Here is a 16,143-nt window from a genome sequence, read left to right as displayed (position 1 = left end):
AAATCTACAATCGAGCCCCCAGGGATGGGTTCACGGCGTGTTAGCGTGGGCAAAGCGGTTTTTGCTTACTCCTCTGTTTGTGTTGTCAGTATCCGGGCCGCGGCAGTATGGTTATTGCTGCGGATGGCCTAAGCCTTCATGCATCGCGTTTAAAATATGGCCGTTGTCGGCATCGATTTCCCAGGCGAAAATACCGCCCAGCTGATGCTGCAGAATATAGGCCCCTTTTTCCTGTACCGAGCGCTTGGTATCAATGCTGATCAGCGTATTGGTTGTAGGGTTCCAGACATAGCTGGCTTTGGCAGTGTTATCCCAGCCCACGGTAAAGCCATTAACACCGCTGGCTTCAGGCCCGCCCATATAGTCGGTTTCAATTTTTTTGTAGTCCATAATGCCAGGTTCCCAACCACCACTGATGCCTGCACCACCGGTGCCGGTAAAGGGGTTATTACCGGTTACACCTGCCACGTTTTGCCAGCCGCGGCCATACATGGCGGCTCCCAGCGCAATTTTGCCTGCCGGTACGCCGCGGTTAAGCAGGTATTGCACGGCTTCATGGGCGCTAAAGCCGGGAGTGGGAGAGTTAGCCGACGGATACAGGCCAGTCTGGTGGCCCAGCACGCCGTTCCAGGCGCCGTAGTAGTCGTAGGTCATCAGGTTAATGTAGTCCATGTACTGGTGGGCATCTTCCCAATCAACAACGCTGAGTTTTTCTACCCCGCCAGACATCGCTGCGGCCAGCTCATAATCGCGGCCGGTTTCTACACTCAAGGCATCCAGGGCAGCACGCAGCTCTTGCATCAAGGTGGCAAAACCGGCACCGTCCTGGGCTGAACCTAAATTAGGGTTGGCACCACCACCGCCAGGGAATTCCCAGTCGATATCAATACCGTCGAAAAAATCATAAGTGCGGATAAAATCGATAATAGAATCAATAAATACCGCCCGCGCTGCTGGATTAGTACCTACGGCGTACAAGGGGTCTGACAGTGTCCAACCGCCAACTGATGGCAAAATTTTAATATGCGGATGAGTTTGTTTTAAGCGATACAGCTCGGCAAAAATACCGCGTATCGGTTGATCCCAGACATCGCCAGGGTAGCTTTTTTCCAGAGCGGCAAATTTGTCGTGTATTACCACAGAGTAATCCGGTTTACCGGCACATTGGCTGTTCAGAGCAGCGTAACCTTCGGGGTTTGCCTGTTGTAAGCCGGCGTTCGTGCCACATAGCGGAATAAAACCGTAGTAAATATGCGTCAGGTTTTGCGCCGGTATATCGGCCGCATTAAAGGCGCGGCCATAAATACCCCATTCGACAAAATAAGCACCCACTTTTTTGCCGGTGGTATTCTGATACGGCAGATTACTTTGTTTTAGCGGGTGCGGCCAGGCGGTTAAATCCAGATCAGTCCAGGGGTTAAAGCCGTCATCGCCGCCACCGTTATCTCCACCACCATTGTCACCTCCGTCACCACCGTCGCTGCCGGTAATATTAATAGTGGTAATGCCACTGCTGGCGCATTCTTCTGCAGTACCCGTTACCTGGCACAAGCTTGCCTGTAACTGATAACTGCCGGGTTGGGTAAAGGTAAGGTTGGTAGTGCCGGTTTGTGCATTCTGGCCATTTGGTGTTATTGCAGCAGTAAAGACAACGCTGTCATTTTGTTTTAAATACCACTTGTTACCGTTGGTACCCCACCACATATCCCAGCGTACCGGCACCTGCACACTGCCGTTTTGCAGGCTGTATTCTGTTGGCATCCAGCTGATCACCGGTGCATTCGGTGTGGCGGCCTGTACACTGGCTGCCAGTAGCAGCAGTGAGGCAGCACTACATAGGTTAACTGTTTGTTTAAACATAACTTCCTCCGGTTTTGTTACTTGTTTTTATCTTTTTTTATCTCGTGGTGCTGGCTGGGTTTTACCGTTGCAGCACATGTTTGTTGTTGCACATTCTGGCGCCTGCCTGGCGTAAGTAGCGGTTCCGTATCGTATAGGAAATGAGCGAATTGACTATGGCAAAAATGACAGCGTTGTCAAAAAAGTGATTTAATTTTTAGATGATAAATTTTTGATGTAAACTTAAATGACTGAAATAAGACGAAATGTTTTTACATCGCGGTGCCGGACTTCTTTACATATTATCGGGCCAGAACGGTGTTTTTCGGGAAGAATGTTAATTTTAACCGGAGCGCTTTAGCTTGCGCCCCGGTGCGTAACGGTGAATTAGTCGAGGATAATATGCGGCAAAAAGCGTGAGCTGTCTTTGGTGATCAGGCTGTTGTCTTCACGGATGCAAATACCGGCGGCACTATCTGCTACTACCCAGCTGCCAATCAGCGCATAGTTGCCGTTAAACTGCGGCAATGGCGCTAACGCCTGGCGGATATAGCCGCTGTCGTTGTAAGGGCCGTCTTGCTTTAGCGCTTTGCCATCGCTGGTTACCAGCTCTATATTGGCGCCTTCGCGTGAAAGCAGTGGTTTACGCACCCAGCCATTTTGTAATGCGCTGCCGTCATCAAAAAAAGCCGGTAGCAGGTTAGGGTGGCCCTGATATTTTTGCCATAGCAGCGGCAATATGCCTTTGTTAGACAATAAACACTTCCACAGCGGTTCAAGAAACTGGGTCTGGCTGGTAACAATAGTGCTGGCAAAGTCTTCCTGCAGCATAAATTCCCACGGGTACAGCTTAAACAAGCCTTGTATCGGGAAGCCTTCAAGATCAACCAGTTGGCCATCGATATCACCCAACTGCTCTAACTGAATATAACGGCTGTTAATACCAGCTTGCAGGGCTATATCCATCAGGTAATCTACTGTGCCTTTATCTTCAATGCTTTCGGTTACGCTGGCAAAGTAAAACGGCTGTGGCAGGTCAAGTTCACTAAAGGCTTGCTGCAGTTTGTCCTGCAAAGAGTTGAACTGATCAGCGCCTTGCGGTAACTCGCCACGCATCAGTTGGTCTTCCAGCCATACCCACTGAAAAAAGCCGGTTTCATATAATGAGGTTGGCGTGTCGTAATTCAGCTCCAGCAATTTAGCCGGGCCGGTACCGTTGTAGCTAAAATCCATGCGGCCGTATAAATGCGGCTGTTGGTTTTGCCAGCTGCTGCGCACGGCGTCCCAAAACTGGCGCGGTATCGCAAGTTGCTGCAGCATTTGCTCGTTGTTAACGATATCGTCAACCAGATCAAGCGCCATCTGGTGCAGCTCTTCGGTAGGCTGTTCCAGATCCTGCTCTATTTGCTGCAGGCTAAACTGATAATAGGCACTTTCGTCCCAGTACGGCTCGCCATCAAAGGTATGAAAATTAAAGCCAACACTTTGTGCAAAGGCCTGCCAACCCGGCCTTGGGGTGCTGTTCACTCGTTTCATGCCGGTTTAACCACCATAGCTGCCAACATTGCGCTTAGCTGCCTGGGCACCAAAACCACCACGGCGAGCCATGGAAGCAGGCTTAGGCTGCACTGCTGATGGCCGTATGCTGGTGCTACCCGGCTGGTTGGCAACGGCAGTATTGGTTGCTGTACGAAAAGTACTGCGATCGTCGCGTGATTTATACAACGGCTGGTTTGGCACCGGCGAGCGGTTGGCGGCGGCTGCCTGCTGCTGTGGCGCCCCGGCCATACCACCGCGGTTTAGCATTTGCCCGGCCATAAAACCCATCATCATCGGCATAAAAAAGCCGCTGCTTTGCTGGCTTTGTTGCGTTTGTTCTGTTGGCACAGTGTTGTTTGCGGCAAGTACCGGTGCGGTTTCACACTGGCCGTTACCAAAATCGGTTTCACATTCCTGCTTGCTGGCATAGCGCGGTGCCACCTGCGGATGCAAAGCTTTGGCGTCGTCAAACGCAGCTTTACATTCTGCCGGCGGGTTATAGTAGGCGGCGCATTCGTCTGGCGAGTTAAACACCTGTACTTCAACCGGCTTTTCGCCACAGCCTGCCAGCACCAAACCTGCGGCCGGTACCATCATAATCAGGCGGGCGGTTTTGCTGCGTTTAAATGTTTTAGTGTTAGTCATAGTGCGATCCTTAATAACTCATACAGGCGGCATTTAATATACCTACGCTGACTGAGCAACAAGCCGAGAAAATACCGGCTGCCAGTTCACCCTGCGTAATACGCTGCGGCAGCTTTTTTAGCACAGCGGTGCTGATAAAAAAGGTCAGAATCTGTACCAGCAAGGCTACGCCGCCCCAGATAGCGCAGTCGAGTAATGACATGGAGTGCGTAATAGCGCTTGCCAATGGCCAGGCAAAACCAATTAAGGCGCCACCAAAAGCAACAGCGGCAGAGGCGTTGTTAGCGCGGATCAGGGCAAATTCGTCATGCGGTGTCACCAGTGTGTACAGGCGGACAAATAACAGCACCAGCACAATGGCCAGCGCAAAGTACGCTGCGAAAGCCGGTAAACCGGTTAGTGAGGTTAAGGCAGTATTTAGCATAATAGATCCCGTGTTTTTAGTGATAGTGCCGATCCTGCGGAAAATACGGCTGTAGTTCAAGTTAAATCGGTCTGCTGCGGCAGGTTATTTATCGCAGCAGGCCTTCTGCTTAACCTGTATTGGCTGGACACCGCTGATCATGCTTCTACACTGGCCTGCGTTAAAACAATAAGAATGTTAATAACCAGGAATCACTAATGAAAAAAATTACAACAGTCGCGCTGAGTATTGCGCTGGCGCTGGGCGTGGCATCGTGCTCGAACAGCAGTGTAACCGCTGAAAATAATGCTGTGGTGCAAACCCAGACCGGCCTCAGTTCAGGTATCGAACTGGCGAATATGGACACCAGCGTAGCCCCACAACAGGACTTCTTCCATTATGTAAACGGCAGCTGGATGGAGAAAACCGAGATCCCGGGTGACAAAGCTCGCTGGGGCAGTTTTGACGAACTGCGCGAAAACGCAGAAAAACAAGTATTGGCCATAGTGCAGCAACTGGCGGCTGAGCAACATGTTAAAGGCTCTGACGAGCAGAAAATTGCCGACTTATACAGCGCATTTCTCGATGAAGAGCTGGCCGAAGTGCTGGGCCTGAACCCTTTACGTGGTGAATTGGCGCAAATTGATAATATTAAATCGCACAAAGACTTAACGGCGCTTTGGGGACAATGGCAGCGCTACCGCGTTGGTACACCGGTAGCTGTGTTTGTCGGCCAGGATCAAAAGCAGTCTGATCAGTACATTACCGGTGCATCGCAGGCGGGTTTAGGTTTACCTGATCGTGATTACTACTTAAAAGATGATGCCCGCTCGGCCGAATTGCTTGGCCAGTATCAGGCATTTATTGCCAAATTATGGGCCCTGGCGGGCATGGATAATGCCGAGCAGGCTGCCGCCGATATCGTTGCGCTGGAAAAGCAAATTGCTGCTGCCCAGTGGAGCCGGGTGCAAAACCGTGACCGCAACGCGACATATAACAAGCTGACTATTGCTGAGTTAACTAAACTGGCGCCGGGTTTTGACTGGCAGGCTTTTTTAACCGCAGCGGGCCTTGGCAGCATCAACGAGTTAGTGGTGCGCCAGCCCACCTACTTTACCGAATTTGCCAAACTGCAGGCCAACACCCCGGTAGCGCAGTGGCAGCAGTATCTGAAGTTTCATTTAATCCGCAGCAATGCCGGTAACCTTAGCAGCGCCTTTGCCAATGCCAGCTTTGATTTTTACGGCAAAACCTTAAATGGCCTGCAAGAGCAGCGTAGCCGGGAGAAGCGTGCAGTTAGCCTGGTAGACAGCAATCTGGGCTTTATGGTGGGTAAAAAATACGTAGAGCAACACTTTAAGCCAGAAGCCAAAGCCCGTATGGACCAGATGATTGAAAATCTGCGTGGGGCATTTCGCCAGTCAATTGATGAGCTGGAATGGATGAGCCCGGTAACGAAAAAGCAGGCACAAATTAAGCTGGCTAAATTTAACACCAAAATTGGTTACCCGGATAAATGGCGTGATTACAGCTGTGTAGAAATTAGCCCTACTGATTTAGTTGGCAACCTGCGCCGCAGCGCCGAGTGTGAATATCAGCGCACCATCGGGCGTTTAGGTAAACCGGTAGATCGCAGCGAATGGGGTATGACACCGCAGACGGTAAATGCCTATTACAGCTCTACCATGAACGAAATTGTGTTTCCGGCCGCTATTTTACAGCCACCGTTTTTTAATGTAGACGCAGACGACGCGGTAAACTACGGCGCAATCGGCGGTGTTATCGGCCACGAATTTACCCACGGTTTTGACGATCAGGGTCGTCGCTCAGACGGCGATGGTAACCTGCGTGACTGGTGGACAGAGCAAGATGCTAGCCAGTTTCAGGGCCGGGCTCAGCTGATGATTGACCAATACAGCGCTTTTAACCCGATAGACGATTTACACCTGCAAGGCGCTTTAGGTTTAGGCGAAAATATCGCTGACTTGGGCGGCTTAACAGTGTCGTACAGAGCCTATCAGAACTCACTGAACGGCCAAAACGGTGCAGTCATTGATGGCTTTAAACCGGAGCAGCGCTTCTTTATGGGCTGGGCTCAGGTATGGCGTATCAAATTCCGTGACGAAGCGCTGCGCCAGCAAGTGATCACCGGGCCACACTCTCCTGGCATGTATCGCGTGTTAGGTACACTATCGAATATGCCACAGTTTTACCAAGCCTATGATGTAAAACCGGGTGATGGCATGTACCGTGACGACAAAGTGCGGGTGAAAATCTGGTAATAGATGCTGTAACAATTAAAGGGCTACATTGGTAGCCCTTTAATTTCAATAGTTCTGGTAAATTGAATAAATATTGATAATAAACAGCTTTATTTAACTGAGTTTTTATTTAGTAAGTGTACGCAGTACGTTATTTTATAGGATTAAAGTGACGTGAGTTATGTTTAAAAATCCCACCTTATGTTAATTGTGTAACAAATTTAGTTTGCCTGTCTTCTGAAAATAAATTATAAAGGTTAAAATTTAGCCGGTAATGGCATTGTTTTAGTATTTATTCAAGGAAGAAGAAGTATGCTACGTTGGATATTGGCGTTGTTGTTTGTTTTTCCACTGGCCGGTCAGGCCGTAAGCTTTACCCAATACCCCACTTCAACTAACACAAGCGGTAGTTTTACCCTGGCATGGCAGTCTCTTCCCGGAGATACGCAGAATTTCAAAGTGCAGGAGCTAAAAGCAGGGGTAGAAACACGTGTTGTAGCGAGTAGTGGCACTTCTGTGATTGTTACCGGCCTCAGTAGTGGTACTTATAGCTATGAATTGTGGATAACCAGACGTTATTTTAATAATCAAATTAGCGAGTGGGTAAGGGAAACTACTAAGCATGACACTATTTCAGTTGTTGTATCTGTAACCATACCGCCACCTGCCAAACCTACAGCACCCTCATTAAGTAATAATGGCACTTATAGTGTCAGCTGGGATGCTGTTACTGGTGCAAGTAGCTATCACCTTGAAGAACAAATAAATACCGGAGGTTGGCTTGAAGTACAAAACTCTGCTGATCGGAGTAAAGCTTATACCGGTAAAGCGGATGGCACCTATGCTTATAGGGTGAGGGCTTGTATTGGCGGTAATTGCTCAGGTTATAGTGCTACAGCAACAGTGCAGGTTACTTATCCACCTGCCAGCGCACCAGGCATTACCTCGAATATTAGCCAGACAACGTACAGTTATACAGGCAATCTTAGCGTGGCATGGAATGCGGTCGCTACGGCTACGCGTTATGAGCTTGAGCAGTTAATTGGCAGCACCTGGACAAATAAAGTGAGGGCTAACCAAACCTCGGCATCGTTACTAAATTATGAGTTAGGCAGTTATTCGTTCCGGGTGCGGGCTTGTAATGCCGGTGGCTGCAGTGGCTGGTCAGCAACGAAAGTTATTTCGCTGGCACAAGCGCCAAATATTACCGGCGCCACCACATCCCGAGGGGCGATAAGCTTAACCTGGGCACAACCGGGGCCTGCGAACTATGTTAATGTGGTAGAGAACAACGTATTAATCGCCACATTCAGCCCGACATTAGACGGTAAAACTCTCACCTTAAACCGGCCGGATGGCACCTATAACTATGCCATGCGCAGTTGTATACAGATTGATGGTGGTACAGATAACTGTAAGCCTTATGGCCTGCCGCATACGGTGCAGGTGCTGACTGTACCGGGCATACCGGCCTCTATCGCGATGCCGGCGACCTCAGATAACCGCTCGTTGGCCGTATCCTGGGGTGTAGCCACCGGTACAGTACACCGTTATCAGTTATTTCAGCAGTTGGGCAGTGGGAGCTGGCAGCCGGTATATAGCGGTACGGCCAGAGCAGCTACAGCAACAGGTTTAACGGATGGCAGCTACCGGTTTCAGGTGCGGGCATGTAATACGCTGGCAGGTAGTGAAGACTGTAGTACCTACCGCACATCTACTACTGCGCTGGCGGCTGCTAAACCTGCGGTGCCAGCAGGAATAACGGTGCCGGCGAACAGTAGCAGTGCCAGTTTGAGTATAAGCTGGCTGGCCGAACCGTCTGGTAATGCAGATGAGTACAGGCTGCAGCAGCAGTTTAATGGCGGAACATGGCAGAATGTATTTAGCGGCAATGTGTTGAATACAAATGTTAACGTGAATGCAGATGGCCGTTATTCCTTTCGGGTAATGGCATGTAATACCGAGCAAAGCTTTACCAGTTGCAGCGGCGAAACGGCGTCTGCCAGCGTTATAGTTGCTATTGCGCCTGGCATGCCTGGGGTGTTTTCTGGTGTCCCTACAACCAGTACATCCGCTGCGTTTAACATTAGCTGGGGGCAGGCCAGTGGCAGAGTAGATCGTTATGAACTTGAGCAAGTGGCAGCAGGGGGAGGCCTTACACATTTATATGATGGTCCGCTACTAAGCAATGCCGTTGCAATAGGCGCGGATGGCAGTTATACATTCCGGGTACGGGCTTGTAATGACGAAGCGGGTTTTTCCGGTTGTAGTACTTACCGAACCTCTTCTGCAACCATTGTGGCAGCAATCCCTACTACGCCCGGTGTCCCTTCGCATAATACAACCGGGCTGGGTAAACTTGCTATCAACTGGGGCGTATTGGCGAAGCCTGTTTATTATGTATTGCTGCAAGGCCGGGTCAACAACGGCAGCTGGACTGCAATAGGTGGCAACCATAGCGGCACAGGGATACCGCCAGTGAACCTTACCGATGGGCAATGGCAGTTCAGAATGCGGTTATGTAACGGATACAATTGGGCGTGTAGCAGCTATTCGCCGGCCAGCAGCGCGGCGGCAGTGCGCAGTGCACCTCTGGCACCTACCGGTTTGCAATTGCCTGATTCAAGCGACGGAGCCTTACTGTTAAATTGGTTGGCGGCAGATAATAAGGCCACCTATTTTCAGGTATTTAAACGCCAGGGAGGCGGAGACTGGCTACCCGCCGCGGCAGATGTGGCGATAGAAACTGCGGCGATCTCAAACCTTGCTGTGGGCAACTGGGAAATTGCCGTTAAAGCCTGTAATGGCTTTGCCTGGGCTTGTTCGCCTTACAGCAGCCCGGTAACCCATACCGTGATTGCTGTACCCGATTGGGTAAGAAAGTCTTTTGACCAACCGTTACTGGGTAATATCTCCAATGATACCTATACACCGTTAAAGCCTGATATTGGTGCTATCCGGGCCGAGGCCGGTGTCAGCGGTGGCCAGGCCAGTTACCGGCTTGCTATGCCATTGCCGCCTGGACGGGCAGCAATGCAGCCAGAGGTAATTATTAACTACCATTCACAGCAGGGTAATGGCGTTATGGGGGTTGGTTTTGGTTTGGCCGCTGGTGAGGCTATATCCCGCTGTGCAGCAACAGTGGCTCAGGATGGTGTTACCGCTAACGTAAGCTATACCGCTACAGACAGATTATGTTTGAATGGTCAGCGTCTGATGGCAGTAAGCGGCAGTTATGGTGCGGTTAACAGCCAGTACCGCACCGAAATTGACCAATTCAGCCGTGTCACCCAGCTCGGCGGCAGCCTGAACGAGAGCAGCACTTACTTTAAAGTTGACTACCCGAATGGCCGTACCGCGTATTTCGGTTCTGCAACTAATATCGCTAAAGTTATTCATAGTGGCCGCAGCGAAGCGTTTAGCTGGCTAGTGGACCACATCCTGGATGCAACCGGCAAGAATGCTATTCATTATAACTATGATGATTTGGGCAGCGGCGAGGTGTTATTAAACAGTATTTATTACACAGGAAGTTCTGCTTCTGTCCAGGGCGATCGCTCTGTACGTTTTACTTATGAAAGCCGGCCTGATATCAGCCAGTCGTATCTGGCAACCGGGTTATCTATGCAAACCCAGCGGCTAAAGACTATTAGCAGCTATGTTGGCGGCGATATGACACAGCAGTTTTCGTTGGCCTATAAAGCCAGCGGCGCATCCAGCCGTAGCCTGCTGCAGTCTGTTCAGCAATGTGGTTACCAGCAGGCGCAGCCTGTTTGCTACGAGCCTACAGAGTTCAGCTGGCAAGATACGCCGATACAGTACCAGTTGGAACAACTAAAGTTTGATGGTGTACCGGTTTACCAGCAGCATCGTACGGTGGATACGTTGGTGCCGCATGGTGATATTAACGGTGATGGGGTAAGGGACTGGCCGGGCCATTTTGTATCGGCCGAGGGCATAGTAACTGGCGAGCATAGTTTTGCGCTGAACAACTGCCAGAAAAACCCTTTTACGTTACGTATGGAGTGTGTAGAGGGTGATTTTGATAACAATGGCCTGACCGATGGCTGGGATGTTAACGCCGGTAAGTTACGGCTACTGCTGACTCAGCCGTCAATGCAACAAACGATAGTTAACACCAATATTAATTTGCAAAGCAAGCAGGCTTTTGCCCGTTATCAGGATCATGTTCGGCATATTGCTGATTTTAACGGTGATGGCTGGCAAGATATTGTAATTTATCGTTACAACAGTGGTCATCCGCAACTGCAGCTATATAGCCATTCGGGCAATGTTGCTATGCCTTACAGCGAGGCGAATAAAGTATTGCTTTATACTTTTGAAACAGCGATTCAGGGCTCTTTACGGGTAGAAACATCTTCAGTACAGTTTATTGGCGATATTGATGGCAACGGGCTGCCAGATCTGGCAGAAGCCGGCACCTATACTTTTGATCATGGTAGTGTTTCACCAATCCCATTAGTCAGAAAATTTTTACTGAACCGTTCTACTTTAACCATTACACAGTTTATCCCCCAAGCATTTATACCTTTTGGTAACGCTGCGGTGCCGAGGTACTTTAGCTACTTTTTAGATGTAAACGGCGATGGTTTAGCGGATTGGCTAGGCTGGGCAGATGATAACTTTACTGTTCAGTTGCGGTTGAACAAAGGTGGTGGACAGTTCTCTGATTTGATTGACCTGGGCGTCACGGTAGCAGTACGACGCTATAGAACCCATATTAACGGGGAGTGGACGGTTACGGCCTACCCTCAATATTTAAGTAGCTTTCGCGTGATGGACATTGACAGTGATGGTAAAGCCGAACTGCTAATTCCTGGTAGCCGGGTTGCTGTTGCCTGCACTATGGTAAAAGAAGCCACCAACGCTGGCGTTCAGGACAAAGAAGTGTGTGGTGATGAAATGTACCTGCCTGTGAGAATGCAACCGGGTTCATCTAATACCTCACCGTTACCGACTGACCAGTTTGATGACAGTGTATATCGCTTTACCGCGCTGAAGTTTGATGTAACGGCGGGCGGCAATATTACTGCTACCGAACAACTGACCGATATCTATGGCTCTGCTACAGAGAACTTTGCCACTGATGCTTTTGGCAAAGGGCTAACCGATATGGTGTTTGCTTATGGCCCGCGCTTTCCTGAAACACATATCGACTCTGTCAACGGGGCAATGGCGCCGTTTGGCCACCAATACGGGCTATATATTAACCGTAACCGGGGCAGTGCCACAGGCGCTGCACCTTATGCCCAACCTGACGTATTAAAAGCGGTGCAGGATGGCTTTAACGTGGTACATCAGTGGGATTATCTACCGCTTTCCACCGCCAAAGCCACGCTGCGAAACACAGCGTTAAGCCTTGATAGCGCTGACATCTCCGCTCAAAACTCATCTTTGGCGTTCTACCTGCCCGATCGTAGCTACGTTGAAGATGGTCAGCATTTTCATTTTGCTTCCAGTATGTTTGCTGTAGCCCAATTCAGCAGCAGTGACGGTTTAGGCGGCATGAGCCACACACGTTACGCTTATCGTGGCGCGATGTACCATACACAGGGGCGGGGATTCAGAGGGTTTCGTGCCATTGTCACAGAGGATAGTAATACCGGGCTTATCAACCATACTGATTTTAGACAGAAATTTCCGTTTACCGGCCAGGTGCGTGGCCAGTTCAGTTTTGCAGGCACCGATTACCCCTCTGCGTATCCGGCATTTGGTTATGACGCAGCGCAGGCCACGCAGGCAGCTAATGCACTGTCGGTGCAGGTATATAACTGGCAGCAGAACCCTGCTCATGCCAGTGCTATGGGTACCAGTTGTACCAGCCAGTACCGGCCTGAAACAGACGAAACCGATCTCAGCTGCCCTGCCGGTGCTATTGTTAGCCTATATCTGGCGGGATCCGACAACTATACGTATGACTTACATAGCAAACAGCAGTACAGCCACCAGCGCAGCCGCACGAGCAGTATAGATGCGTTTGGTAATGTGCTGCAAAGCAGCCAGACAATAACAGATGATAGCGGTGTGTACGCCTCACAAACGGAAGCAACGTATGTGTCGCAAACCAGCCCCTGGTGGCCACACCGTTTACAAAGCCAAACCCGGCACAGTATACCGGTACAGCAGCAGGGCACAGTGCTGAGCTATGATTCAGCACTAGACAGCGCAAGTTGGGTAAAAACCAGCTATAGCGACTGGCATCTGTCTGGTGCACCACAGCAGGTGGCGCTGAGCAGCAGCGACAACAGCCGTAGCCAAAGTGTGGTAACCAGCTTTAACGACTACGGCCTGCCACTGTCGGTAACACGCACGGCTGAAGTAATGAATGCTGGTGGTGTATGGAATTCGCAAAGCCGGACAGAGCAAATTCGCTATAGCAAAAACGGTACCACCGAAGTAGCAGATGGTTATTTCCCGTTTAAACTGACCAACGCATTAAACCATACCAGCTATCTGCATACCGATGCTGCCACTGGCCAGCCGGCCAGCCAGATTGACGCCAACGGCGTAACCACCACTATGACATACGACGCTTTGGGCCGCGCCGCCAGCATGCAGCGCACCGGCCAGGCTGCACAATACAGCTGGTATGACAGCGCAACGCATGACAGTAATGCACCTGCCGGCGCTGTGTGGATGCAGGTAGTTACCCAGGCCGGTATGCCACAACAGCGCAGCTATTATGACCAGTTGGGCCGTGCGCTGCGCAAGAGTATTAAGGGCTTTGCCGGTGACTGGATAAACCAGGATACCGAATATAACCACCGTGGTTTAGTGGTACGCCAGAGCGGGCCGTATCAGGCAGGCAGTGCCGGTGGCGAAACCCTGTTTGCTGATTATGATATTTTGGGCCGGCCCGGTAGCAAGCTGTTACCGGGTGGGCTGGGTATTGAATATCACTACAGTGGCCTTAATACCGACATTACCGCCAACAGCAGCCTGCAAATGCGTCGCAGCTATAACAGCCTGAACAAACTGCTGCACACTGAAGACGCCAACGGCGGCCATACGTATTATCGCTACAATGGCCAGGGGTTGCCGATAGTACTGCAGGACGCCAACGGCGTGCAGTTAACGGCCAGTTACAATGCGCTGGGGCAGAAGCTAAGCGTTATTGACCCGAACCAGGGCAACAGCAGCTACCAATACAACGGTTTTGGCGAGCTGGAGCAGGAAACCGATGCCAATGGCCTGGCCATAAGGTTTGACTATGACGTACTGGGCCGCCAGACCACGCGCACCAGCTACAGCGGCAGTACAGTAAAAGACAGTGCCGCCTTTAGCTACGACACGGCGTTTAAAGGCCTGCCGTATCAGGAAAGCGCCAATGGCATAACGCGCACCTTTGGCTATGACGGCAGTGGCCAACTGGTGAGTAATATGCTAGCGCTGGATGGTAAAGGCTTTACCACACGCTACTTCTACGATAACAGCACCGGGCAACCGACGGGCCTGCGTTACCCCAATGGCCTGACAGTGCAATACGGCTATACCGCCAGCGGCTATTTGCAGCAGGTAAGCAACCTGGCCAGTGGTTATGTGTATCGCACAATAACCAGCCAGGACGGCTTTGGTAACACACTGAGCGCCAGCCTGGGCAATGGTACCGCACAGGATAACCAGTACGACAGCGAAACGGGTTGGGTACAGAGTTTAACGGCCTGGCGTGGTGGTACACGGGTGCATGATGTGGAATGCCAGCAGTATGATGTATATGGCAATATCCGCCAGGTGCACAACCATGTCACCGGCGCGACAGAAAGCTACGACTACGACGCACTGCACCGTTTAACCAACAGCACCTACAGCAATATGGGTTATACGGTGCCAATAAGTTACGACTATGACGCCGTAGGTAACCTGCAACAAAAGAGCGACTACGCCAACACCTACCGATACGGCAATGCGCAAAAAAGCTTAGGCGGCAATGCCGGTGCCAATGCGGTGCGTCAGGTAGTTAAGCTCAATAACAGCACGGTAAATTTCAGCTATGACAATCAGGGTAACCTGCTTAGCGGTGACGGCTTAAGTATCAGTTACAACAGCTTTAAACAACCCACGCAAATCACCCGAGGCAGCAACAGCTTCGCCTTTACCTATGGTGCTAACTTAGAGCGGTTAAAAGAAACGCGCAGCGGCATAACCACCTATGAAATAGACAAACTGTACGAAGAAGAAAGCAACGGCAACTGGCGCATTTACCTAAGTGATATTGCTATTATTAAATACGATGCGACCAACCAGCACCAGATACGTTATACGCATAAAGACCGTTTAGGCAGTACGTTAACCTATACCGACCATAACGGGCAGGTCACGGACAGGCGGATGTTTGATGCCTTTGGTAAACCCAGAGCGGCAGATGGCAACACCCTTACACCACCCAGGCTGCAAAACCTTGCATTAAGCCGTAATGGCTTTACCGACCATCGGCATTTGGATGAAGTAGAGTTAATTCATATGAACGGGCGGGCGTATGATTACAACCTTGGCAGGTTCCTCTCTGTTGACCCGTTAATACAGGATGCAGCAAACAGCCAGAGCTTAAACCCGTATTCGTATATCATTAATAACCCACTTTCTGGTACAGACCCTACAGGATATGCCAGGATAACCGGCAGCCGGATAGATCGTGATATAAAAGAGTCAGATATTATCGGCGACAACATCACCGGGGTCGGTGGTAATGTAACGTTTAGCGGCACATTCCAAGGTGGAGGCAATGGTGCTCCGACCGCGCAACAGGCGCAAGTTAGTCCGCAGACTCCGGCGACGGATATTGGTAGGCAAAGCGGAGGGTGTGGGAGAGCGGATAGTTCTGGATGTAATTATACGAGCGGCCAGCGGAAGAATACTCAAAATGTAGATATAGGAGGAATTGTTCGGGAAGAATATCCACTGTCGACAATTACGGATTTTACTCCAATTGTCGGGGATATTAAGGGTATTGTAGAAGCTGTATTAGATCCCTCATTACTCAATATAACCGCTGCAGGTGTGGGTTTATTTCCTTTCTATGGCGATGCTGCTTCTAAGGCTATGAAGGAGGCTAAGCATCTCAGAAATGCATCAGAAAGTGTTGCAAACAGTGCACAGAAAGCTCTTGGTCATTTACGCATCGGTCATACAGTTCCTTGGGCTGATATGACAAAAGCTCAGCGCAAAGCATTTCAACATTCCTATTCACGCCATGGGGCTGAGCTAGGGCTTCCAAAATGGCAGCAAGGAGATGCGGAGGCATTAAGGCAGCAGTTCAATAATGTTGTTGGGCATATTCGTGAAACTGGAACCAATCTGGGAACCATGATGAAGCCTTTCAATGGTAAATCAACGCGGGTCAATTATTTCGAATCAAATCTTCAAGGTACTAAATATTACTATTACGAAACGATGAGTGGCCAATTTGTTAGTGCTGGAAAAGCAAGATAAGGGGCG

At 50.2% G+C, this 16,143-nt stretch carries 6 protein-coding genes; 2 read left to right on the top strand and 4 right to left on the bottom strand.

Features of this window, described 5'->3' with window-relative positions:
• Positions 1–111: 111 nt before the first annotated feature.
• From MJX74_RS02360 to MJX74_RS02345, 4 genes are all read right to left on the bottom strand, one after another.
• Entirely contained in the window at positions 112–1,860 is a 1,749-nt protein-coding gene (locus MJX74_RS02360) for a glycosyl hydrolase family 18 protein (protein WP_240220551.1), read from the bottom strand.
• A 366-nt stretch (positions 1,861–2,226) separates the two neighbouring features.
• A complete protein-coding gene (locus tag MJX74_RS02355; RefSeq protein ID WP_240220549.1) occupies positions 2,227–3,375 on the bottom strand; it encodes a glutathionylspermidine synthase family protein in 1,149 nt (382 codons plus the stop codon).
• Positions 3,376–3,381: 6 nt separating this feature from the next.
• Entirely contained in the window at positions 3,382–4,023 is a 642-nt protein-coding gene (locus MJX74_RS02350) for a DUF1190 domain-containing protein (RefSeq protein ID WP_240220546.1), read from the bottom strand.
• A gap of 10 nt (positions 4,024–4,033) precedes the next feature.
• The gene (locus tag MJX74_RS02345; protein ID WP_068237281.1) at positions 4,034–4,447 is read right to left on the bottom strand and encodes a DUF350 domain-containing protein; all 414 of its coding nucleotides are present in this window, start codon (positions 4,445–4,447) and stop codon (positions 4,034–4,036) included.
• 197 nt (positions 4,448–4,644) lie between these two features.
• Between MJX74_RS02345 and MJX74_RS02340 the strand changes: the two genes are divergently transcribed.
• Both MJX74_RS02340 and MJX74_RS02335 read left to right on the top strand, forming a co-directional pair.
• On the top strand, positions 4,645–6,708 hold the full coding sequence (locus tag MJX74_RS02340; RefSeq protein WP_240220544.1) for a M13 family metallopeptidase: 2,064 nt from the start codon (positions 4,645–4,647) through the stop codon (positions 6,706–6,708).
• A gap of 291 nt (positions 6,709–6,999) precedes the next feature.
• Positions 7,000–16,137 carry an RHS repeat-associated core domain-containing protein gene (locus MJX74_RS02335; protein ID WP_240220542.1) on the top strand — a complete coding sequence of 3,046 codons (9,138 nt, stop codon included), beginning with the start codon at positions 7,000–7,002 and terminating at the stop codon, positions 16,135–16,137.
• Positions 16,138–16,143 lie beyond the last annotated feature (6 nt).

The organism is Rheinheimera hassiensis, assembly GCF_022436675.1.
GTDB lineage: Bacteria > Pseudomonadota > Gammaproteobacteria > Enterobacterales > Alteromonadaceae > Alishewanella > Alishewanella hassiensis.
This window is presented reverse-complemented; position numbering and strand designations above follow the sequence as displayed.

Bases quoted from the DNA above. Each gene is read 5' to 3' on its own strand.
- MJX74_RS02360 (WP_240220551.1), bottom strand. From the start codon at position 1,860: ATGTTTAAACAAACAGTTAACCTATGTAGTGCTGCCTCACTGCTGCTA.
- MJX74_RS02355 (WP_240220549.1), bottom strand. From the start codon at position 3,375: ATGAAACGAGTGAACAGCACCCCAAGGCCGGGTTGGCAGGCCTTTGCA.
- MJX74_RS02350 (WP_240220546.1), bottom strand. From the start codon at position 4,023: ATGACTAACACTAAAACATTTAAACGCAGCAAAACCGCCCGCCTGATT.
- MJX74_RS02345 (WP_068237281.1), bottom strand. From the start codon at position 4,447: ATGCTAAATACTGCCTTAACCTCACTAACCGGTTTACCGGCTTTCGCA.
- MJX74_RS02340 (WP_240220544.1), top strand. From the start codon at position 4,645: ATGAAAAAAATTACAACAGTCGCGCTGAGTATTGCGCTGGCGCTGGGC.
- MJX74_RS02335 (WP_240220542.1), top strand. From the start codon at position 7,000: ATGCTACGTTGGATATTGGCGTTGTTGTTTGTTTTTCCACTGGCCGGT.